The organism is Vagococcus sp. (assembly GCF_036639995.1).
GTDB lineage: Bacteria > Bacillota > Bacilli > Lactobacillales > Vagococcaceae > Vagococcus.
On record NZ_JAVWHO010000001.1, the window covers coordinates 128,587 to 150,073 of the forward strand.

At 31.5% G+C, this 21,487-nt stretch carries 22 protein-coding genes and 1 tRNA gene; 19 read left to right on the forward strand and 4 right to left on the reverse strand.

All coding sequences use genetic code 11. From position 1 onward, the window contains the following. Both RR554_RS00660 and RR554_RS00665 read left to right on the forward strand, forming a co-directional pair. On the forward strand, positions 1–879 hold an 879-nt coding region (locus tag RR554_RS00660; RefSeq protein WP_332467217.1), incomplete at its 5' end, for a sensor histidine kinase. 83 nt (positions 880–962) lie between these two features. After that, entirely contained in the window at positions 963–1,577 is a 615-nt protein-coding gene (locus tag RR554_RS00665) for a PepSY domain-containing protein (RefSeq protein WP_332462106.1), read from the forward strand. Positions 1,578–1,635: 58 nt separating this feature from the next. Here RR554_RS00665 and RR554_RS00670 read toward each other — a convergent pair whose 3' ends face one another. Beyond that, positions 1,636–3,672: a hypothetical protein gene (locus RR554_RS00670; protein ID WP_332467218.1), complete on the reverse strand. Its 2,037-nt coding sequence runs from the start codon at positions 3,670–3,672 to the stop codon at positions 1,636–1,638. Positions 3,673–3,818: 146 nt separating this feature from the next. Between RR554_RS00670 and RR554_RS00675 the strand changes: the two genes are divergently transcribed. The 9 genes from RR554_RS00675 (at position 3,819) to RR554_RS00715 (ending at position 12,910) form a co-directional block, all read left to right on the forward strand. Beyond that, positions 3,819–4,760: an AAA family ATPase gene (locus RR554_RS00675; RefSeq protein WP_332462104.1), complete on the forward strand. Its 942-nt coding sequence runs from the start codon at positions 3,819–3,821 to the stop codon at positions 4,758–4,760. A gap of 2 nt (positions 4,761–4,762) precedes the next feature. Further along, the gene (locus RR554_RS00680) at positions 4,763–5,770 is read left to right on the forward strand and encodes a DUF58 domain-containing protein (protein ID WP_332467219.1); all 1,008 of its coding nucleotides are present in this window, start codon (positions 4,763–4,765) and stop codon (positions 5,768–5,770) included. Continuing rightward, positions 5,757–7,847 (forward strand): transglutaminase-like domain-containing protein, encoded by a 2,091-nt coding sequence (locus tag RR554_RS00685; RefSeq protein WP_332467220.1) that lies wholly within the window; start codon positions 5,757–5,759, stop codon positions 7,845–7,847. The genes RR554_RS00680 and RR554_RS00685 overlap by 14 nt, the downstream gene beginning before the upstream one ends. A gap of 89 nt (positions 7,848–7,936) precedes the next feature. Then, the gene (rbsR, locus tag RR554_RS00690; protein ID WP_332462100.1) at positions 7,937–8,929 is read left to right on the forward strand and encodes a ribose utilization transcriptional repressor RbsR; all 993 of its coding nucleotides are present in this window, start codon (positions 7,937–7,939) and stop codon (positions 8,927–8,929) included. A gap of 101 nt (positions 8,930–9,030) precedes the next feature. Further along, positions 9,031–9,936, forward strand: coding sequence for a ribokinase (gene rbsK / locus RR554_RS00695; protein WP_332462099.1), 906 nt, complete (start codon positions 9,031–9,033; stop codon positions 9,934–9,936). Between the two features lie 15 nt (positions 9,937–9,951). Continuing rightward, on the forward strand, positions 9,952–10,347 hold the full coding sequence (gene rbsD / locus RR554_RS00700) for a D-ribose pyranase (RefSeq protein WP_332462098.1): 396 nt from the start codon (positions 9,952–9,954) through the stop codon (positions 10,345–10,347). A gap of 26 nt (positions 10,348–10,373) precedes the next feature. Further along, positions 10,374–11,261: a ribose/proton symporter RbsU gene (gene rbsU, locus RR554_RS00705; protein ID WP_332467221.1), complete on the forward strand. Its 888-nt coding sequence runs from the start codon at positions 10,374–10,376 to the stop codon at positions 11,259–11,261. Positions 11,262–11,393: 132 nt separating this feature from the next. Beyond that, positions 11,394–11,621, forward strand: a complete 228-nt coding sequence (locus RR554_RS00710; protein ID WP_332462096.1) for a DUF1858 domain-containing protein — start codon at positions 11,394–11,396, stop codon at positions 11,619–11,621. A 2-nt stretch (positions 11,622–11,623) separates the two neighbouring features. Beyond that, entirely contained in the window at positions 11,624–12,910 is a 1,287-nt protein-coding gene (locus RR554_RS00715) for a DUF438 domain-containing protein (RefSeq protein ID WP_332467222.1), read from the forward strand. Positions 12,911–13,047: 137 nt separating this feature from the next. Here the strand turns inward: RR554_RS00715 and pnuC are convergent, their stop codons facing one another. Genes pnuC through RR554_RS00730 form a run of 3 tightly spaced genes read right to left on the reverse strand, consistent with a single transcriptional unit; the run spans position 13,048 to position 15,132 of the window. Beyond that, positions 13,048–13,755 carry a nicotinamide riboside transporter PnuC gene (pnuC, locus tag RR554_RS00720; protein ID WP_332462094.1) on the reverse strand — a complete coding sequence of 236 codons (708 nt, stop codon included), beginning with the start codon at positions 13,753–13,755 and terminating at the stop codon, positions 13,048–13,050. Between the two features lies 1 nt (position 13,756). Next, entirely contained in the window at positions 13,757–14,476 is a 720-nt protein-coding gene (locus RR554_RS00725) for a nucleoside phosphorylase (protein ID WP_332462093.1), read from the reverse strand. Further along, complete coding sequence (locus RR554_RS00730) at positions 14,476–15,132, reverse strand: Crp/Fnr family transcriptional regulator (protein ID WP_332462092.1); 657 nt, start codon at positions 15,130–15,132, stop codon at positions 14,476–14,478. Before RR554_RS00730 ends, RR554_RS00725 begins: the two co-directional genes overlap by 1 nt. A 369-nt stretch (positions 15,133–15,501) precedes the next feature. On the opposite strand from RR554_RS00730, the gene RR554_RS00735 reads away from it, so the two are divergent. The 8 genes from RR554_RS00735 (at position 15,502) to RR554_RS00770 (ending at position 21,255) form a co-directional block, all read left to right on the forward strand. After that, positions 15,502–16,311 (forward strand): TrmB family transcriptional regulator, encoded by an 810-nt coding sequence (locus RR554_RS00735; protein WP_332462091.1) that lies wholly within the window; start codon positions 15,502–15,504, stop codon positions 16,309–16,311. 3 nt (positions 16,312–16,314) lie between these two features. Next, positions 16,315–17,193, forward strand: a complete 879-nt coding sequence (locus RR554_RS00740; RefSeq protein ID WP_332462090.1) for a sulfite exporter TauE/SafE family protein — start codon at positions 16,315–16,317, stop codon at positions 17,191–17,193. A 17-nt stretch (positions 17,194–17,210) separates the two neighbouring features. Continuing rightward, positions 17,211–18,191, forward strand: a complete 981-nt coding sequence (locus RR554_RS00745) for an ornithine cyclodeaminase family protein (protein WP_332467223.1) — start codon at positions 17,211–17,213, stop codon at positions 18,189–18,191. Positions 18,192–18,321: 130 nt separating this feature from the next. Further along, the gene (locus RR554_RS00750) at positions 18,322–18,921 is read left to right on the forward strand and encodes a TetR/AcrR family transcriptional regulator (RefSeq protein ID WP_332462088.1); all 600 of its coding nucleotides are present in this window, start codon (positions 18,322–18,324) and stop codon (positions 18,919–18,921) included. 5 nt (positions 18,922–18,926) lie between these two features. After that, on the forward strand, positions 18,927–19,460 hold the full coding sequence (locus RR554_RS00755; RefSeq protein ID WP_332462087.1) for a GNAT family N-acetyltransferase: 534 nt from the start codon (positions 18,927–18,929) through the stop codon (positions 19,458–19,460). 90 nt (positions 19,461–19,550) lie between these two features. After that, on the forward strand, positions 19,551–20,522 hold the full coding sequence (locus RR554_RS00760; RefSeq protein ID WP_332467224.1) for an LPXTG cell wall anchor domain-containing protein: 972 nt from the start codon (positions 19,551–19,553) through the stop codon (positions 20,520–20,522). 147 nt (positions 20,523–20,669) lie between these two features. Then, the gene (locus RR554_RS00765) at positions 20,670–20,846 is read left to right on the forward strand and encodes a hypothetical protein (protein WP_332462084.1); all 177 of its coding nucleotides are present in this window, start codon (positions 20,670–20,672) and stop codon (positions 20,844–20,846) included. Positions 20,847–21,158: 312 nt separating this feature from the next. Then, positions 21,159–21,255 (forward strand) — tRNA-Sec (locus RR554_RS00770). The last annotated feature ends 232 nt before the right edge of the window (positions 21,256–21,487 follow it).

Sequence of the window (21,487 nt, forward strand, 5' to 3'; positions counted from 1 at the left end):
GCGATTATTTTAGGTGGTGTTTTAATTTATTTTAGTGTTCAGAAATGGAGTTCAAAATTAAGTCAGATGTCTAAGGAAATTGAGGCACTGGATATAACCAAAGATGCTCGTATAACTGTTCCAAATAATCCAGTTGAAATGACAGATGTTGCGACTGCTTTTAATCAGTTGTTAGATGAACAAAAGGATGCAATTGAGCGAGAAAAACAATTTATTACTAATGCCTCTCATGACTTAAAGACACCGCTAGCCGCAATTAGAGGTCATGTTAGTTTAATTAGAAGAAGGGGAGAGTCTCATCCTGAAGTTATTCCAACTTCTATCGATTTTATTGATAAAGAATCAAAGCGATTAGAACGTTTAAGTAATCAACTTTTAACGTTAGAAAAGAAAGATTCATCATCATTTACCATGTTGAATATGTCTGAAATAGTACTAGATGAGATTGAAAAAATTCAATCTTTAACTAATCGAATGTTTAGCTCCCGTGTTGAAGCAGATAGCATGATTGAAGCAAGACGGGTAGATGTTCAGCAGGTTATTCAAAATTTATTAGAGAATGCTGTAAAATATTCTGTTGAAAGCTCAACAATTGAGGTGGAGTTAAGAACCAATCAATCAGAACTATTACTTGAAGTTAGAGATGAAGGAATTGGGATAAGTGATGAGAATAAAAAACGTATTTTTGAACGTTTTTACCGAGTGGATGCTTCCCGTACAAGTGATATTGAAGGCTCAGGTATTGGTCTTTCAATTGTCAAAGAAATTATTGACGACTATCAAGGTAGCATCATGATTAAAGACAATGAACCAAAAGGAACTATTTTTCTTGTAAAATTACCTAAAGAAAAGATGAAGAAATCTTCATCTAGAGTTTAAGAAAACTTGATTTTTTTGTTAGAGATATCTCGTATACTAAAGTCATCAAAGAGATAAACAATAACGAATAGGAGAGATTAACAATGAAAAAAACAATTTTTGCAGGATTAAGCATCATTTTATTAGGCGTAATGGTAGGGTGTGGACAAAAAACAGTTCAACAACCTGTGACAAATACGAGCGCATCAGAAACTAAGCTAAGTACCACATCAGAAAGTAAAACAACAGGTAGCACTAACAAATCAGAACAAGTTAACATTATAAGCGTGGATGAAGCCATTAAAATTTATCAAAAAGCTCATCCTAAAACAGATATAACATCTCTTGAATTAGAGAATGAAAGAAATGGGTTTATTTATAAAGTAGAAGGTGTGGATGATAACAAAGAATACGATGTTAAAATTGATGCTATTTCTAAAGAAATCAAAAAAGACCGAGATGAGAACTTAGATAAAAACGAACAAAATGGTGTAAAGAGAAAACAAGATAAACTTGATTTAGCTGGTATTTTATCAGTAGATGAGGTAACAAAAATTGCTGAAAAAGAGACTGGTTTTGGAAAAGCTGTGGAGTGGAACCTAGATAAAGAGTTAGATACAATGCTTTGGGAAGTATCAGGATTAGATGGTCGAAAAGAAACTCAAGCTAAGCTAGATGCTAAATCAGGAAAAGTATTAGAATTTAAAGTGGATGACTAAAACTAATAAACGAAAACACACGAGAAATGGTTAAAAATTGCCATTTCTCGTGTGTTTTTTAGCCTAATTGAAATTGCCAAGGATCGTAGTCAATTTGGTCAGTATCAATTTTTTCTGCTTGTTTTAATAATTCTTCAGGCATGTTTTCGAATATTTCGGAATAGAAGGTTTCGATTTTATTTTCTTGGTTTAATTCAATGAATAAAAATTGTTTATCATAGTAAAGTGCTAATATTTCGTTATCTGAATCAGTAGTGTTTAATAATATTGGCGCATTAAAGGAGAATTTAGAAAGACTGTTGTACATGTCTTCATCCATTTCTTGCAGCATATCATAGGCATTTTCTGTCAGGTAGGTTTCATGCAATTCGCTTAAATTAGATAGATAACGATCTAATCTATCATAATTGCTGACTAATTCTTCTTTGAAAAATTTAACGGTATCATATGTTCCAAGTGTCATATTTTTAGGTAAATATTCAGGTTTGACTGCTTCCATTTTAGTGATGACGTTGTCTTTATCAACAGTTGTTTTAATTGAAAAGTCAGTGTAATCAGTAAATGTTGTGTATGAGATGAGTTGATTATCCTCTGTAAAATAGTGGACTTCATGAGATTTTTTTCTCATTTCATCTATAGAATTAATATTCAACTTCTCAAATGCCGTCTTGTTATCTTCTTTGAATTTCTCGATGGATGTTATTAATTCATCAGAAAAAGAAGGATTATTTTCCTTTGATATAGGAGTATCAACAAATAAATAATCATAAATCTGATAATTTAAATTTAAGTTATTTTTGCGATTTTCAATCTTGTATTCTAACATCTCTGCGTTACTTTGATCATCAGAACCATTGTCAATCAATTCTTCATTATCACTACTTGGGAATGGAATTTCTTCCAAGATAGAAGAGCCTACAGATAAAAGAATCAACAAACCAAAGATAAAATAAGGTATTTTTTTTAATGAAAAAGAATGTTCTTTTTCTCCTATATTTTTTAGTGATTTTTTCTTAACAACACGACTTTGTTTTTTTTCAACTTTTTCTTTTGCAAGTGTTGCTTTGTTTAATTGATTGACTAATTTTATTTTAATATTTTCTGATGCCCAACTTAAACTATCAACACTACTTTTATTGATGTTATGATGCTTTTTCCCCTCTAAAGCAGTGGTATAAGTCGATAGTACTTCAACGTCATGTCGATATTTATCTTGTTTAATAGTATTTAAATTTTTTCTTACCTCAGAAAAATTAGGCGAGGAACTATCAATTAGTTCATAGAGGCTAAAAAAATAAAATAAATCATCGTCATCAGGAACACTTAATTGTTTCAAATCATTGATGTCAGTTTGTAAGATAACCTCTTCTGAGTCATCTACTTGAATAAATTCATGGAGTTGATAACGTCCTTTAAAATATTGATTTCTAAAATCCTTAGAAATTTTATCAAAGAAATCATAGTTTAAAAAGTTTTCTTTTTTTATTTTTTCTCTAAATATTCGTTTGTCTTCACCAGTATCATAATCTTCTTCTGTTATTTTACAGAGATGAATGAGCTCTAAACGAGTGCGATCATCTAATAATTTGTGATTTCTAAGTAAATAGACTTTTATAGTAGTGACAACAATCTCTCTTGTTTCATTTGTCCCATTTAGATACGGTGAAATAAGAAAAGTCCAACCTGTTGTATCGTTGTAAAAAGTTTTATTTAATATAAATTTTGCCAGTTGTTCTGGAAAGTCCGTTTGGTGTGTCTCAACAGGTGCTTCAATAGGTCGTTCTTGTTTTTTTTCAATGAGTGTAGTTATCTTTTTATCGGTACTCTTAGTCAGTGGTGTTTTTGATGAATTCTCAATATTAGGAGTCTTCTTCTGAACAGTAACGTTAGGCTTTTTGAGAGTTGTTACTTCCTGATATAAATAAGTCTCACGCTTATTTAATATTTTCAAAATTTTATTGTAAGCTTCTCTTAATTCCCGGTAATCTTCAATATTTTTTGACATATCAATGTCTTTTAATTTTTTTGAGTAAGCAGCTCGAACCTCATCAATTGAGGCTTCTTCAGTTATTCCTAAAACTTGATAAATCGTCATAGTCACCCCTCCAATAATATAAACTAAGTAACTTCTTTTTATTGATTATATCATAGGTTCAACTGTTTCTTTGTGGTGTTACTAATTTTTTTTATGGATGTTTATGGGGATATAGTATAATAAAAATAAAAAAGGAGATGAAACAAGTGACTATTGTAGATTTGAGTAAAGTTTCCTGTTTGATAGAAGAAGTATCATCAGTCATTTTGGGTAAACGTGAGGTTGTTCAATTGACAGTGGCAGCAATTTTGGCAGGTGGGCATATATTATTTGAAGATGTTCCTGGCGTTGGGAAAACGCTTCTAGTTAAGACAATAGCATCAGCAATACAAAGTGATTACAACCGAATCCAATGTACACCTGATTTACTTCCAAGTGATATTGTGGGTGTGTCAATTTATGATCAAGTAGATCACCAATTTAAGTTTCATCAAGGGCCGATTTTTACGTCGCTTCTTTTAGCTGATGAAATCAATCGAGCTACTCCAAAAACCCAATCGGCTTTGCTAGAAGCAATGGCAGAAAGAAAAGTGACGGTGGATAATCATACCTATTTATTGCCTCAAAATTTTATGCTTTTAGCCACTCAAAATCCATTTGAATTCGAGGGAACTTTTTCTTTACCAGAAGCGCAATTAGATCGTTTTTTAATGAGACTAAAGATAGGTTATCCAAATGAAGAGGATGAACTAATCCTTATGACTGGTGGAAAAAGAGAGGCAATACCTGTTCGTCAAATACTAACACTTGATGAATTAACGGCAATAAAATCACAAGTAGATAATGTCTTTTTACACGAAAAAGTTGCTAAATATGCTCTGGCATTGGTTCGGGAAACAAGAAATCACGAAGATATTTTATTGGGTGTCAGCCCAAGAGGTAGTGAAGATTTTGTAAAAGCAGCAAAGGCTTATGCTTTAACGGAAGAAAGAGACTATGTTAAGCCAAGTGATTTTCAACACCTTTTACTAGCGTGTTTTGGGCATCGAATTAAGCTTAAGTCACATAAAAGGTTAGGAGAAGCAGAGGTTACTTCCATTTTGATGTCCATTATAGAAAGTATTCCAGTTCCTGTTGGGAGGGACTGAAGATGACTTCTATTAGAAAAGGCATAATTTTTTTAGGATATGCGTTTATTTTTATTTATGCAGTGACTTTTGATAGTGAACTTGGTTGGTTGGTTTTTATCTTCCTAACTATTTTTTTGCTTGTTAACGGTCTACTATTAATTGATTCTCTTAAAAATATTCAAGTAACATTTGCTCAAGAGTTAGTATCATCTGTTAATGAGATGAAAAGAGTCACATTAAAAGTAAAAAGTAAAAATTTGAATCATCGTTTTTATCCTTTATTATCATTAAAAAATGAGGGATTAGATTTAAATCAGGTGATACCCTTGTTTTACTCTAAAAATAAAGAGATAAGTTTTGATTGGCTACCTCAAAAACGAGGTTATTATGAATCCGTGGAAATAGAAGTAAGAAGTAGTGATTTTTTTGGTGTTTTATATAAAACGCACGTTCAAACGGTGGAGTGTTCTGTTTGTATTTTACCAAAGCAAGAGAAAGATATTAGTGGTTTATTGCATTTGATTGAACCAAGTATTAGGAAAAATTTATTTGGAGATACTAATTTTAATTTAGAACGATTGAGAGTCTATCAATTAGGGGACTCAGTCAAACAAATTGATTGGAAAACATCCAGTAAGAAACAACAATTAATATTAAAAGAATATGAAACATATCAACCAACAAAAACTGTTTTTATTTTTTATGGTGTTAAAAGTTTCTATTTTGAACGAATGTTGTCAGTTTATTTTAGTTTGTTTCAACAAGTAGAGAGTCAATTCTGTCGCTTTGTCTTAATGGAAAGTGAGGGAAAAGTTATTGAGAGACCAGAGTTAGAGGATTTTGCTAAGTTAGAGAAAATTGAAAATCCTGGGAAAATTCCTGAAGTAACAGAATCAACTATCCTTATTTTCACACCTGAAAAAACAAAACGATTACTAAAAGAAATTGATACATATGACAATCAAAAAATCATTCAAGTTATTGATTTTCAAATGATTGAGGGGGAAGAAGTTTATGCGAAAAATTAATGAAGATAAACTTGTTTTTTTTATTCTTTCTCTTTTAACATTATTTCTAGCATTTCCGACAATGCTAGAGGTGTTTTCTATTCCAGTAACTAAATTTTTTTATGGCTCTATTATTTGTCTGTGTCTAACTGCGTTGTTTATTAAGGAATATTTGATAAAGGTTCCTATCTATTTTTTTATAATAATAGCTAATTTATATGTGGTAGGTAAAGATACTCTTAATCAGCTTTTAGCTAACAGGCTTAGAGGTGTGTCTGGGATACCAATGGAGAATTTTGAAGATATTTCTATGCTTATTTCATTTGGTTTATTGTTTGTTTTTTTAACGATTATGATTGAATATCAATTTGTCGGGAAAATGGTTATTTTTGTGACGACTATCTGTGTTTCTTATTTGCTTCTTTTAAATATTTTTAATGATATTTCGGTTAGTTATCATGTATTAGGTATTTTTTGCCTCACGTTGTTAAATCACTTAATACTTGTGTACGGCACTAGGCAGCCAAAAGTTATTATTTTAGGTGTAATATCTTTAGTGCTAGTGAGTTTTTCTACATTACTAATATTAGAAACAAATGCTTCGTCTTATCTATTAAAGGTAACCGCACCTTATAGACAGGAACTTGATAAAAAAGGATTATATGATTATATTGATAGTCGAAAATATAAAACAATTGGAAAAACAGGGTTTGACGAAGATGATAGTCAACTAGGTGGGGCTATTTTGGATGATGATACGATGCAATTTCGAGTGAGTCAAAAAAATCCTCATTATTTCCGAATTGATAGTAAAGATACCTACACAGGGAAAGGGTGGGAATCCTCTGAAAAGAGTCAGTCAATGTCATCAACCTATACAGATAAAATAGAGAGTCACAGTAGTCTGTCTGTTAAAGAAGAAAAAGAAACGTTAGCATTTGTTTTGTTTTATAAAGCAAACTATATGCCAACGACATATGGTAATTTTTCTTTAAGAGAAATTGGTGATGAATCTGTATTCACACAAAATCCAGTCACTAGTAGAGTGGATTTGGAAAGAAAAGAAGAAATTAACCAAGTGGAAATGACATTACAGGAACTTGTCTTTTCAGATGAAGAGTTAAAAAAGGTAGAGTTAGCTTTGCCAAAGGAAAAAGTAGATTACCTTCAATTACCAAAAAACTATTCATCAATGGTTAAGGAGCTAGCTGTAACTTTGACAAAAGATAAGAAAACAACACTTGATAAAGTACGGGGAATTGAGAGTTATTTAAAAAATAGTTCAGATTTCAAATATACAAAAAAAGAAGTTGATTATCCTAAAGATAATGAAGATTACGTCGCACATTTTTTATTCGAATCTAAAAAAGGATATTGTGACAACTTTTCGACTTCAATGGTTGTCATGTTAAGGTCATTAGGAATTCCTTCAAGATGGGTTAAAGGCTTTAATACAGGGGAAGTTGTTGAAAAAGATGGAGACAAGGATGCATACTTAATCAGAAATAGAAATGCACATTCTTGGGTGGAAGTTTATTTTGATCAGTATGGTTGGTTACCTTTTGAGCCAACACCGACTTTTGCCACACCAAGTGTCAATGAAAAAAAAGTGTTGAAAAAAAAGGAAACAAAAAGTTCTTCAAATGAAGACCCACCTCAAAAAAAGACTAATAACTCAACTGATAAAGAAATACAACCAAATCAAACTAAAAAAACACCAAAAGAAAGTAAAGATAATATAAAATGGCAGACAGTACTAAAATGGGTACTGTGGTTATTTTTAATTGGTATATTACTGATAATATTTTATTTTCGACTTTTAGTAATAGGTTGGCTTCTGATAAAAAGAAAAAATTTCTCATTTATAACATTTTATCCTCTTATTTTAAGGAAATTTGAACGAAAAGTTTCTAGAAAAAAAGAGGTCCCACTTTTAGATTATGCAACTAAAATTGAGAAGAGATATCCAACATTAAAAGGTGATTTTTATCATTTAACAGCTGTATTTGAAGAGAACTTATACGGAAACACTGTGATTTTTTCTGAATCTGATAAAGACATGTTATTAAGATTGTTGAAAAAATTACACAAAAAATAATTTAATTAAAAGAGTTATCAATTTTTTAATGTGAAATGGTAAAAAATCGGTTACAATGGGAGCAATGATGAAATTAAGGTGAGAAGAAAATGTCTGATAAAAAAGTAACTATCAAAGATGTGGCAAAAGCATCTGAGGTGTCAATTGCAACAGTTTCACAGATTTTGAATGGTAACAGTAAGAATTTTAGTCCTAAAACAGTCGCACGAGTATTGAAAGTCAAAGAAGAATTAAATTATGTTCCAGACTATTTTGCTAGACGTATGGTGATGAAAAAGAGTAAAACAATTGGTGTGATGGTACCAGATATTGCCAATCCGTTTTTTTCTACATTAGTTAGAGGAATAGAAGACGTGTTGTACCAAGAAAATTTTATAACCATGCTTTGTAATGCTAATGAGGACAACAAAAAAGAAAATATCGTTTTAGAAGAATTAAGCCGAAGAGGAGTAGACGGTTTTATTATTGCCAGCTCAGCGATTAATAATGAAGACATCGAACGATTATTAGTTAAGAAAAACCATCCTTTCATTATTTTAGACCAGAAAAGTCCTGAGGAGAATAGTGATACGATTCGAACAGATGATTTCTTAGGTGGGCAATTAGCTGCACAGCATTTAAAAGAATTAGGTCATGAAAAAGTGGCTGTGGTCTTACCAGAAAATGCTACAGCGAATATTTCAAAACGATTGGAAGGATTTCGAACTGTTTACCAATCAAATGTGACTATTATTGATGCACTTTTAACTAAAGAAGGTGGACGAAAAGCTGCAAGTGAACTAGTTAAAACAGACGTTACAGGAATATTTGCGATTAATGATGAGATTGCATTTGGTTTGTATTTAGGTTTTACACAATTAAATAAAAACATTCCAACAGATTATAGTATTATTGGCTATGACAATGTAGACATGTGTGAATATGTAACACCACCACTAACAACTATTGCTCAACCAATTTATGAGTTAGGACAACAAACAGCAGAGTTATTACTTGATAGAATTGAAAATCCTAAAAAAGAAAGGGTTATCAAAAAACTACCGGTTAATATAATAAATCGTTTTTCTACGACACATGCTTGAAATTGCTTTCAGCATGTGTTATATTTTTGTTGTCAAATTAAAACGTTTTAATAAAACGTTTTAACATTTAAAAGTATATCAAAAACACGGAGGGAACAAAAATGAATACGATTACTGTTATTGGAAGTATCAACTTAGATACAACGCTTAGAGTGAACCAAATGCCAAAACCAGGTGAAACATTACATGCAAAAGAACATTTTACAGCTGGTGGTGGTAAAGGAGCTAACCAAGCAGTTGCGGCAAAACGTTCAGGTGCGGATACTTATTTTATTGGTGCAGTTGGGAATGATGGTGCAGGTATGATGATGAGTGATTTATTATCTCATGAAGAAATTGACACAGCAGGTGTTAGTACATTAGATAATCAATCAACAGGTCAAGCGTTTATTACAGTGGATGATGCAGGTGAAAACAGTATTATGATTTTTTCTGGAGCAAACAATAGTTTCACACCAGAACAAGTTAAAGAATCTACAGCAACAATTGCTAAAAGTGACTTCCTGATTTCTCAATTTGAAAGTGCTATGGACAGTACAGTGGAAGCGTTTAATATTGCTCGTGATAAAAAAGTAAAAACAATTTTAAACCCAGCTCCAGCATTAAATGATATTCCTAAAGATTTATTAACAGTGACAGATATGATTATTCCAAATGAAACGGAAACAGAAATCTTAACTGGTATTAAAGTAACAGATGAAAAAAGTTTGAAAGAAGCTGCTGATTACTTACATAACTTAGGAATTGAAGCAGTTATTATTACAATTGGTAGTAAAGGTGCTTTCTATGATGTTAATGGTAAAACTGGGATTGTTCCAGCATTTAAAGTGCAAGCGGTTGATACGACAGCAGCAGGAGATACATTTATTGGCGCATTAAGCACAGTATTAAAACCAGATTTCAGCAATATTGAAGAAGCTATTACTTATGGTAATAAAGCATCATCATTAACCGTTCAACGTTTTGGTGCACAACCATCTATTCCGTATAAAAATGAATTGGTTTAAGAAGGAGAACATATAATGAAAAAATCAAAAGTTATTAATTCAGATATTTCAAGAGTTATCTCTCAAATGGGTCATTTTGATACATTAAGCATTGGAGATGCTGGTATGCCAGTTCCAATGACCACAGAAAAAATTGACTTAGCAGTAGATAATGGTATTCCAAGTTTTATGGAAGTGTTAAACAATGTATTAGAAGAATTAGAAGTTCAAAAAGTGTATTTAGCTGAAGAAATTAAAGAAATGAACCCAACTGTTCTAAAACAAATTCAAGAACGTTTACCAGAAACACCAATTGAATTTATTCCACATAGTGACATGAAACAAGATTTAAATAACTGTCATGCTTTTATCAGAACAGGTGAAATGTCACCTTACGCTAATATCGTTTTAGAAAGCGGCGTAGTCTTTTAAAGATTAGTAATTAGGAGGAGAAATAAATGAATACAACAGCACTATTAATTGGCTTAGGACCTTTACTTGGTTGGGGGCTATACCCAACTATTGCATCAAAAATTGGTGGAAAACCAGTTAATCAAATTTTAGGATCAACAATAGGAACTTTAATTTTTGCCATTGTCTTTTCAATGGTACAAGGAATTGGCTTAGCAACAGGTTCTGATTTAGCGTTAGGTATGCTATCAGGTATTGGTTGGGCATCTGCTCAAATTATTACATTTTACTGTTTTGGTTTGATTGGTTCTTCTAAAGCAATGCCAGTAACAACAGCTTTCCAATTACTTGGTGCATCTCTTTGGGGTGTTATTGCTTTAGGTAACTGGCCAGGTGTGACAGCAAAAATCTTAGGTGGTTTAGCGTTAATCTTAATTATTGTCGGAGCAAGTTTAACTGTTTGGACAGAAGAAAAATCTGCTGAAAATTCAAGTGTTTTGAAAAAAGCGGTTATTATGTTAGCAATTGGTGAAATTGGCTACTGGGGTTACTCAGCAGCACCTCAAGCAACTAGCTTAACAGGTCAAGAAGCATTTTTACCACAAGCAATGGGCATGTTACTTGTTGCAGTTGTTTATAGTATCTTTTTAGCAGTTAAAGAAAAAGAAAAATCTGCATTTGTTGAAGTTGTTTCTTACAAACATATTTTCTCTGGTTTCTTCTTTGCCTTTGCTGCATTAACTTACTTAATTTCAGCACAACCAGATATGAATGGTTTAGCAACAGGTTTTATCCTTTCTCAAACATCAGTTATCCTTGCAACATTAACTGGTATCTGGTTCTTAGGTCAAAAGAGAACGAAAAAAGAAATGACAATGACAATTATTGGTTTAGTATTAATTTTAGTAGCTGCAACAGTTACAGTAATGCTATAAAAGTATGTAAGACACTCCGAACTAGTGGGTGTCTTTTTTTATTATAAATTGTGAAGTTTAACACATTGTAAAATGATAAAAAAAATGCTATTATTTTGTTAATTGAGAATAGTTATCAAAGGAGTGTGTTAAATGAACTTAATAAAATATGACCAAACTGTTTTTGAGTTAATTGAAAAATATCCGGAAATAAAAGAGGCCTTGATCGAAGTAGGGCTAGACGGTGTAACTAATCCTTTACTTCTAAAAACAGCAGGGAAAAAAATGACAATTGTTACGGGTGCAAAAACTAAGAAAATCCCATGGGAAAAAGTTGTAGAGGTATTCAATCATCATGGTTTTAAATTTGAGGAGGAGTAGCAGTGAGTGAAAAAAGAGCATTAGAAAGACAGAAAAAATTAATTGAAATATTAGGCCTTTTACACGAAGGTGGCCAATTTGAAGAAGCAAAAGCAATGTTTGATGAATCGTTTAGTGATATTGATGTTAGCGAGATAACATCAGCTGAAAGAGAACTAATTGCAGGTGGTTTAGATCCACAGGAGATTCAAAAACTTTGTACGGTTCATGCAGCAGTATTTAAAGGATCTATTAAAGATATTCATCATTCAAACTATGAACACGAAACGCCAGGGCATCCTGTTCATACATTAAAATTAGAAAATATAGTGATTCGTTCTCTTTTAAAAGATGAACTACTGCCTCTTTTTGAAAAAATAGTTAAAGGTGATTTGAGTTTGCAGAATCGTTTGGTTTCTGTTTTGAAAGATTTGTATCAAATTGATACTCATTACCAAAGAAAGGAAATGCTATTTTTCTCTTATATGGAGCAATACGGGATCACTGCTCCACCACAAGTAATGTGGGGTGTGGATGATGACATTAGAGAGCAAATAAAAAAATTAATCAAAGAATTTTCATCACCAACCTTTATTATTAATCAACTAAGAGAACCTTTAATGGCAATGATTGATGACATTGAAGAAATGATTTTTAAAGAAGAAGAAATCATGGTGCCAATGGTGCTTGAAGTATTTAGTTTAGAGGATTGGGAAGAAATTGCTAAAAATAGTATGGATATCGGCTTTTCATTTATTCCAACACCAGTAAACTATAAAGCAAGTGAAGAGGCGAAGAAGAAAAGTGTTGAAAACGAACCTCTCAGACAAATAGCTATCCAAGAATCAATTAAATTTAGTGAATTGCAAAAGCAAACAATAAGTGACAAGCCAACATTACCTGAGGATGGTTTAATAGAACTACCAACAGGAAATTTAAACTTAAAAGAATTGAAGGCTATGTTTGAAGTATTACCTGTTGATTTAACGATTGTTGATGCAGAGGATAAAGTGAGGTTTTATTCAGAAGGTCCAAATAGAGTATTTCCAAGAACTACATCAGTTATTGGACGAGAAGTAGTTAATTGTCATCCGCCAAAAAGTATGCACATGGTAGAACAAATATTAAAAGACTTTAAATCGGGTGAAAAAAATGATGCGGAATTTTGGATTAATCTCGGAGAAAGAAGAGTGTATATCAGATATTTTGCTTTAAGGGACGAGAGTAAAAATTATCTTGGATGTTTAGAAGTGACACAAGATATTACCAAAATCCAAAACCTCGAAGGTCAAAAACGATTGTTAGATTAATTGTCGCAAACCAGTTAAAATAACAAGTATAAAAGAAACGTTATTCTTTAAATTGTTGGTAAATCAATAAAAACGAACCAATAAAAATACAGAGTAGCTATTCTATATTGGAATAGCCACTCTGTGTTTTTTTACTTTTATTCTGCTACGGAATCATAATCATTCCATACTTTATTTGCATAAATACTGTTGAATAAAAGTGCTGCTTGAAGTGCTACTTGAGAGAGACATCCACCAAGAGTACCAACATCCACAGCTCCCGTAAAGACACGATAAGTTAATAATGACCAATAAATTAAATTAGCAATATTAACAAAAATCCAAAGTGACCAATTTTCTTTGTATTTAAAAATATAAAGTGTTTGGGCAATTAATGAGATGACTAAGTTAACACTATCAAAGTAAGGCAGTTGTCCGCCTAAATTTGCCAGAACTAACCAACCGATACCCCAAGCAAGGAATGCACCAAGAAATAGTTTTTTCTTAACGCCAGCACTAAAGCTATTAACAGCTTCATCATTTCCCCATAAAAACCAGCCAATAGGTTGAGAAATAACATAGATGATGTTCATAGCAAAAGAACCATAAGCATGAGTTTTAAAAGCAATATAAGACATAGCAACAGTTTGTACTAGACCAAAGATAAATGTAACTTTACGGCCCTTCATTCCGTATACTAAACAAATAACACCTGCTAATCCACTAATCATTCCAATGACTGAGTCAGGAGCAATTAAATAAGCAACTACTTGTAGCACCAAAAGTGCAATAATATAAGTAATTTCAAACTTTTTCCAACCTGTAAATAATTGTTGATACCACCAAGATTTATTTTCTGCTTCCATATTATCCTTCTCCTTTTAAAAGAGCTAAAGCTAATTCAATAGAATCTTGCTCTCCTTTTGCAACCACTTCGGCCTCGTTAACAAGATTATTAACACCTTCATTTAAATCAGCTTCAAACAAAACAACGTTATTTAAAATAGCTAAGGTTTTCATCTTTTTTAGAGATCCAAGAGTATACAACGTACTTGTTTCCATATCTCCACCTAAAATACCAAACTCAGACCATTTCTTTTCTGTATCTGCATTGTCAGGCATATAAAAACCATCATGAGAACGAGTTATACCAAAATGAGATGAAGGAGATAACTTTTGAGCATTTGATACAAGGGATGGGGTAGGGATTGCTGGATAATCAGCAGGTACATATTTTTTAGTTAACCCTTCATCTCGAACAGCACCAGTTGAAATAACTAATTCTCCAAGTGGAATATTAGCTTGCATGGCGCCACAACTACCAACACGAATGACACTATTGATACCGATATTATATAATTCTTCAATCGCAATAGCGGTTGAAGGTGCTCCAATTCCAGTGGAGATAACTAAAATGTTTTCTCCCTTATAATTACCTAATACAGACTTAAATTCTCTATTGAATGTTAAATCTTTAGCTGATGATAAATGTGCCTTTACAGTATCTACTCTTTTTGGATCTCCAACAATAATAGCTTTTGTAACATTTTCCATCGGTTGCAATTGAATATGTGCTTGTTTTTCCATTAAATTTTCTTCCCTTCAAATAATAATTTATTCTCATCTGAAATTGAAATAAGCTTTGGTTCTATCTGAATTAATGAAAGTTGCTCAAGTTCATTTAGTACTCTGTAAACACTTCGAGGTGTTGCAGAAACGGATTCGACCAATAGTTTTTTTTCGATAATCTGATGAGATTCATGAAGATCAAAAATGGTTGCGATAACTTGCTCCTTAACAGTTGCAAGACTATACTTTGCGGCACGATTAGTTAATTCATACATTTGTTCACATAAAGATTGAAGAAGTAATTCATTAAAATGAGAGTCTAAACCTACCCACTCTAAAAAGTAAATGTTAGGAATTTTTATCATGAGACAATCTGTAATACTTTCGATAGATGCGCTGTAAGGAGCATTTAAATAAGCTTCTTGTTCGCCAATAAAGTTTCCTTCTTTGTAAATATCAAGTAAAATTTGACGTCCATTTTCTTCTGATACAAAAATTTTTAGTTTACCACTAACAATAATATAAACAGAATCATAGCAATTACCTTGGGCTAGACTAAATTTTTTTGCTTTAATATGAACTAACTCCATGTGAGATAAAATCTTATATGGACAGTTTTGAAAGATATGATTTATCTTTTTGTTGGATTTAATAACCTCTAGCAATGTTTCCATTTTTATTTCCTCCGATAGTTATATTTTATTATGAATGCGCTTTATTTGATAGGACGGATGTCTTTACAATATGAGAAAACTATTAAGAAAAGAAGGAAAAAACTGACATTTGTCCTAATAAATTTAGTTTAACACTAAAATTAAATATATGCTTATTAGTTTGTGAAATAATATTACATTATATTTAAAAAACAATTAAAACAGATAAAAACTATTGTTAATATATTCACTATTGGTGATTATTATTATTAGAAACGTTGTTAATAAAGGGTGATAAATTGTAAAAATAAACACAAAGTGTTGCGGAATTAAAAAATATAAGTTATAGTAGTTACCGTAGTAGCTACTAAACAATTAGGAGATAATAATATGGAAACGATTGTACAAATAATGAAAAAATATGATTTTTCTGAAATGGAGACATTAGTCTATACAACACTACTTGAAAAAGGTGTAATGACTGGTTATGAAGTGAGTAAACAATCTGGTGTTGCAAGATCAAAAGTATATAACGTTTTAGAAAAATTAATGAAAAAAAATTTGGTGGTCGTTAATAAATCAGAACCTAAACTATATAATGCCATCTCATCAGATGAATTTTTGAGTCGATTGGAAAAAAATGTCAAACAAGACCTAAGTATTTTAGAAAATAATCTTGGAAAAATTAAGGAGCAAGAAGAAGAAGAATTGCTCTGGAAGTTAGAAAGTTATGAAAACGTTTTAGAAAAAGTAGAGCACTTAATCAGTAATGCTTCAAAAAGTTTATTAATCCAAATTTGGGAAGACGATCTTTCAAATGAATTATTAAACGTTCTTCAAGAAGCAGAAGAGAGAGTAGAAAAATTTGTTTTAATCTTATTTAGTAACGCACATAACTATGATATTCCAATAAAAAACTATTATATTCACGGATTTGAAGAAGAAAAATTACAAGACTTTGGTTCTAGATGGATCAATGTTGTTGCAGATGAAAAAGAAGTTGTTTTTGGCACAATGGATTCAAGTAATTATTTGATTGATGTGACATGGACGCATAATCGAGCAATGGTTAGTTTGTCAAAAGAATACGTTAAACATGATGCGTATACTTTGAAGATTATTAAAGAAAGTCCAAGTGAACTACAAGAAAAATACGGAAAAGATTTTGAAAAAATCAGGTTAATTTATAGGGAGGATTAAACAATGGTAAAAACGATTTTATTAAGTTTAATTATTTTAGTCAACGGTTATTTTTTAGTAGTATTTGTGAAAGATTTATTAAATAATAAAAAAGAATTTAAAGAAGAAACAGGAGATATGAAGTTACTTCCGTTTACGTCATTTATCACATTTTTCTTATCAACTTTTGGTATCTCCGATTTTGCTATTGGAACAGTTTTGTATCCAAAACTTAATTGGACAAGTATGAAAAAACTTCCAGGAACATTAAATACACAATGTGTTATTCCAGTAGCAGCAATGGCGTTATCATATATTTCTTCTGTTGAAGTCGGTATTAAAACGTTAGCAGTTTGTATTATTTCTCAAGTTATTGGCGCGTATATTGGACCAAAATTTGTGGTTAAATTACCCGAAAAAACGATAAAAAACTTTGTAGGTGTTGGACTTATTATTGCAGCCTTTTTAATTTTTGCAGGACAAGTTAATTGGATTCCATCTAATGGTATTGCAACAGAATTATATGGTGGTAAACTTATTTTAGCAGCTGTTTTATTATTCGTGTATGGTGCTTTAAATAATATTGGTATTGGCTCATATGCATTAACAATGGTGACTGTTTATTTACTAGGAATGGATCCAATTGCTGCGTTTCCAATTATGATGGGTGCTTGTACGTTCTCAGTACCAGTTGGTAGCGTTCAATTTGTTAAGTTAGATCAATACAGTAGAAAAATTACTTTCTTCACCTCAACATTCGGTGTTTTAGGCGTTTTAGTGGCGGTATTCTTAGTAAAATCATTGAATACCTATTTATTAAAATGGTTAGTAATTATTGTGCTTTTATATAGTGCATATTCAATGTTAATCACACAATTTAAACAAGTAAGACAAGAAGCTTAGAAAAGGAGATATTATACATGTTATTTTTAACAAAAGAAAATATTATTGAAAGTTTTACAATGAGAGAAGCAATGGATGCTTGTCGTGAATCTTTGGAATTATACTCTAAAGGAAAAGCAAGTGTACCGTTAAGAACAAATATAAATGTAGCAAAACAAGAAGGACAAAGTCTTTACATGCCAGCTTACGTTGAGGCAGATCAGGATGCTTTAGGAGTCAAGATTGTCTCAGTTTATCCCAAAAATATTGAAAAAAATATACCAAGTGTTCCGGCGACAATGGTGACATTAGATGCAGAAACAGGGATGGTATCAGCCATTTTAGATGGTACATACTTAACACAATTAAGAACAGGTGCGGTACAAGGAGCAGCAACTGAAATGTTGGCTCGAAAAGATGCTAAAATTGGTGCTTTAATCGGAACTGGTGGTCAAGCTGAAGGCCAACTATGGGCAATGTTAACAGCTAGAGAATTGGAATCTGTGCGAATTTTTGATATTGATTTTGCTCGTGCTGAAAATTTTTCTAAAGAGATGGAAGCTAAATACAAAGTTAAAATGGTGCCTTGTCATGAAGCAAAAGAATGTGTTGAAGGAGCAGATATTATCACAAGTGTGACTACCTCAAAACGCCCAACATTCTCAGCAGAATGGGTAAAAGAAGGCGCTCATATTAATGGTGTTGGTGCTTATACTCCTGAAATGTGTGAAATTCCAAAAGAAGCAATAAAAGCTGCAACTACTGTCATTTTTGATACAATAGACGGCGTAATGGAAGAAGCAGGTGACTTTATTCAACCTCTTAAAGAAGGTTATATTAAAAAAGACCATTATAAAGGTGAGTTAGGACAATTAGCGTTAAATCAAATTGAAGGCCGTAAAGATGATAAAGAAATTACAATCTTTAAAACAGTTGGATCTGCTGTTTTAGATGTTTATGTTGCGAATAAAATTGTTGAAAAAGCAAAAGAAAAAGGATTAGGACAAGAAATAAATTAACGAAAAATAGAGAAGATAGAAGTGATTTTAAGTAAAAAAATCACTTCTATCTTTTTTTTTGACAAAAATTAAAAAAGCGGCTATATTAAAATGAACACGAATGTCTAATATGGACTAAGGAGGAAATCTAGTGCCGAAAGTAAGTTCAACCTATATTGAAAATAGACAAGAAAAAATAATAATTGCAGCTCGTAGCGTCTTTGCGCAAAAGGGATTTACGGGTGCAACAATGAAAGATGTGCTCGAGACAGCAAGTATTTCAAGAGGTGGTTTATATGCTTATTTCAAAAATATTGAGGAGTTATTTATCGCCGTATTAAAATATGATGACCTAGAAAATGCAACGATTTTTACAGTAAAATCAGATATATCTAGTTTTTATCGAGAGTATAATAAAAAGATGTTCCAAATTTTTGATGAACTTGATTCAGGTGTTAACTTGTCTCAGGCTAAATCTGAATTTTTATTAACTCACGATAAAAAAAGTTATCCTTATTTGGGTGTAAGAGTAAATGAATTAAAGGAAACAATGTCTGAATTTTTTAAAGATGGTCAAAAAAAACAATTTGTTTCCAAAAATATTGATACTTACCTTTTTTCGGAAACGTTGTTATCAATGATTGATGGTATTTTGATTCATGAATCAAGTACGCCTTCTACAAAAAAAAATAGACAAATGAAAATAACGAGTTTTTTAGAAATGACTGAACTGTATTTAAAGAAAGGATGAATGCAATGTTTGAAACAAATCAAATTAAATTAAGAAAATTAGAAATATCAGATGCAAAAATATATCATCAATGGCGAAATGATATTGATGTTATGTCATCAACAAGCCCGGAGCTAGATCAATTTACATTGGAAGAAACAGAAAGCTTTATTAAGGGGATTCTAGTGTCAGAAACAAGTCGCAGTTATATGATAGTGACTAAAGATGATAATAAAACAGTAGGTATTATTTCTTTAATAAATATTAATAGAAAAGATCAATCAGCAGAATGTATTATTGATATTGGAGAAAAAGAAAAATGGGGGCAAAAAATAGGCCAGAATTCCTTGAAATTATTGATGAATACTGCCTTTAATGAATGGAATCTTCACCGATTAATGCTTCAAGTTTTTTCATTCAATACCAGGGCAATTTCTATGTATGAAAAATTAGGTTTTCAACTGGAAGGAACTTTAAGAGAAGCTTTTTATCGTGGTGGTATGTGGCACGATATTAAAATAATGAGTATTTTGAAATCAGAATATCAGAAACAGTCTTAAATTTATTAAGAATAACTTAAAAAAAAGGATAAACCTTATTTTTTGTCTTTCTTAGGGGTACAATTAAACTGAATGAATGGAGGATTTTTTATGACAATGAAGAAACAAACATTACTTATCAGCACATTATTACTTATTGGAATGACAGGAAGTCATGTTGTGTTAGCTGATAACGTAACAAAAGATTCTGCTAATGATAAAAAGATTCAGCTATCAACAGAAGCAACTGAATCAAAAGAAGTCGCTTCAACAGAGTCAAGTACGTCAACGGAAGCGACAACTAATACAAGTGAAGACAATAAAGGAACAACTACCTCAGAAGTTGAAAAAACAGTTGAAAAACTTGTGGGTGAGAAAAAAGGTGAAGAAGTTCCTGTAGATGATAAGCCGGCAGCTTCAAAAATTAGAGAAGAACTTTCTAGCGGTGGTTACGGTATTTCAAAAGAAGAATTGGATAAATATACAGATGAACAACTAGAACAAACAATGACACTATTTACTCGTTATAACTATGATATTACTGGGATGGATTACGGCGCATATTCACGCCTATTGACAACGTTATTTGTTGATAAGACTGTTAACTTAAACGACGCGCTTACACAGCTATACTTCAATCCAAGTGGGTTTAATAGCTACTCAGAAATGATTCCTCGAGTGGATGAGTTACAAACGTATTTAAAAACACTTTACCCTGTGAATAGTACTTTTATCCCAGGCGTTAATTTAACAAATGACCAGTTAATTGCTAAGTTAAACAATTTGCAAAAATTAGAAGAAGAAGCAAGAGCAAAAGGAGAAGAATTACCTTTTGGAAGAATAGCTGGATTATTACAAAGTAGCGATGGTAATGGCGGTGAAGGAGAAAGTAGCTCAAGTCAAACAACTGAACCATCTGTGACGTCTTCAACAGAAAAAGGTAAAGTAACAACGCCAACGACATCTGATGATAAAGGCGGTTTTTTACCTAAAACAGGTGAAGAAAAACAAAAAACCGTTTTAACTCTCTTAGGAGCATTCACAATTTTGGGAATGGGCTTTGTTTTACGCAAAAAAATGTAATTTAAGTTTGTCTTTATTGATTAAATAGAAGAATTTAATTAGAATCATTGATTATTTTGATATAATCAATGATTTTTTATTGTACTTTGTTAATACCTGTATTAAACTAGGTCTTACTAATTAGGTATGTTGGAAAGAGGTGTAAATGTGACAAAATATAATGTTGGAGATATTATTCAATTAACTAATCCAAAACTTCCAATAGTTGGGTTAATAACAGAAAAAGATAGTCAAAAAAACAAATATTTAGTTCGCTTTAGTGCAGGAACACAAGATTATTTTTCTGAAGAAGAGCTAATGCTATATATTCACGGTAAAAAATAAGACAGTTTTGGGTCCAATAAGATCCATGCTGCTTTTTTATTTTATACATATTTAAAAGTGAATTATAAAAAAATAATTAATGTGATAGTTTTGTGAAATTAATTTTGTTATTTAACTATTAAGTAAAAGAGTTATTAGCATTCTTTAAAACAAGTGTTTTATCTATTTATTTCATTTGAGAGGAAGTTGAAGTTAGAAGAATAATTCACATTTTTTTATTAAGAAAAAAGACAAATTATCTGTTTTTTTTAATTTATGTGTTTGACAAGCATTTTTTTTAATGGTACATTGTTGTCAAGTTAATTTTTACATGGGAATGGATGGGTTCTGGTGTTCCCTCTGGTCTTCAAAACCAGTATGAGGAGTTAGGAGCTTCTTGGGTGGGTTCGATTCCCACACTTTCCCGCCAAAATAATTTTAAAAATATAATATAAAGATGGACTAGTAAAGGACAACTTGCTATGAAAAGAGAGGAATCGGTAGCTGAAAAGATTCTAGTAGAAAAGCCCTTGAACCTACCAATTAAATATAGGTTGGATACCTTTATAAATCCCTCAAGTCGTAAAGTAACTCTACTTTGAAGCAAGGTGGTACCGCCAGTCAATGGTCCTTGCATTCAAAGTGGATTTTTTTTTATTTAA

What these genes read in the sequence shown, in the direction of transcription:
- rbsD (WP_332462098.1), top strand. Translation starts at nt 9,952, where the DNA reads ATGAAAAAATCAAAAGTTATTAATTCAGATATTTCAAGAGTTATCTCT.
- RR554_RS00665 (WP_332462106.1), top strand. Translation starts at nt 963, where the DNA reads ATGAAAAAAACAATTTTTGCAGGATTAAGCATCATTTTATTAGGCGTA.
- rbsU (WP_332467221.1), top strand. Translation starts at nt 10,374, where the DNA reads ATGAATACAACAGCACTATTAATTGGCTTAGGACCTTTACTTGGTTGG.
- RR554_RS00730 (WP_332462092.1), bottom strand. Translation starts at nt 15,132, where the DNA reads ATGGAAACATTGCTAGAGGTTATTAAATCCAACAAAAAGATAAATCAT.
- RR554_RS00760 (WP_332467224.1), top strand. Translation starts at nt 19,551, where the DNA reads ATGACAATGAAGAAACAAACATTACTTATCAGCACATTATTACTTATT.
- RR554_RS00685 (WP_332467220.1), top strand. Translation starts at nt 5,757, where the DNA reads ATGCGAAAAATTAATGAAGATAAACTTGTTTTTTTTATTCTTTCTCTT.
- RR554_RS00745 (WP_332467223.1), top strand. Translation starts at nt 17,211, where the DNA reads ATGTTATTTTTAACAAAAGAAAATATTATTGAAAGTTTTACAATGAGA.
- pnuC (WP_332462094.1), bottom strand. Translation starts at nt 13,755, where the DNA reads ATGGAAGCAGAAAATAAATCTTGGTGGTATCAACAATTATTTACAGGT.
- RR554_RS00735 (WP_332462091.1), top strand. Translation starts at nt 15,502, where the DNA reads ATGGAAACGATTGTACAAATAATGAAAAAATATGATTTTTCTGAAATG.
- RR554_RS00680 (WP_332467219.1), top strand. Translation starts at nt 4,763, where the DNA reads ATGACTTCTATTAGAAAAGGCATAATTTTTTTAGGATATGCGTTTATT.
- RR554_RS00740 (WP_332462090.1), top strand. Translation starts at nt 16,315, where the DNA reads ATGGTAAAAACGATTTTATTAAGTTTAATTATTTTAGTCAACGGTTAT.
- RR554_RS00670 (WP_332467218.1), bottom strand. Translation starts at nt 3,672, where the DNA reads ATGACGATTTATCAAGTTTTAGGAATAACTGAAGAAGCCTCAATTGAT.
- rbsR (WP_332462100.1), top strand. Translation starts at nt 7,937, where the DNA reads ATGTCTGATAAAAAAGTAACTATCAAAGATGTGGCAAAAGCATCTGAG.
- RR554_RS00755 (WP_332462087.1), top strand. Translation starts at nt 18,927, where the DNA reads ATGTTTGAAACAAATCAAATTAAATTAAGAAAATTAGAAATATCAGAT.
- RR554_RS00725 (WP_332462093.1), bottom strand. Translation starts at nt 14,476, where the DNA reads ATGGAAAAACAAGCACATATTCAATTGCAACCGATGGAAAATGTTACA.
- rbsK (WP_332462099.1), top strand. Translation starts at nt 9,031, where the DNA reads ATGAATACGATTACTGTTATTGGAAGTATCAACTTAGATACAACGCTT.
- RR554_RS00710 (WP_332462096.1), top strand. Translation starts at nt 11,394, where the DNA reads ATGAACTTAATAAAATATGACCAAACTGTTTTTGAGTTAATTGAAAAA.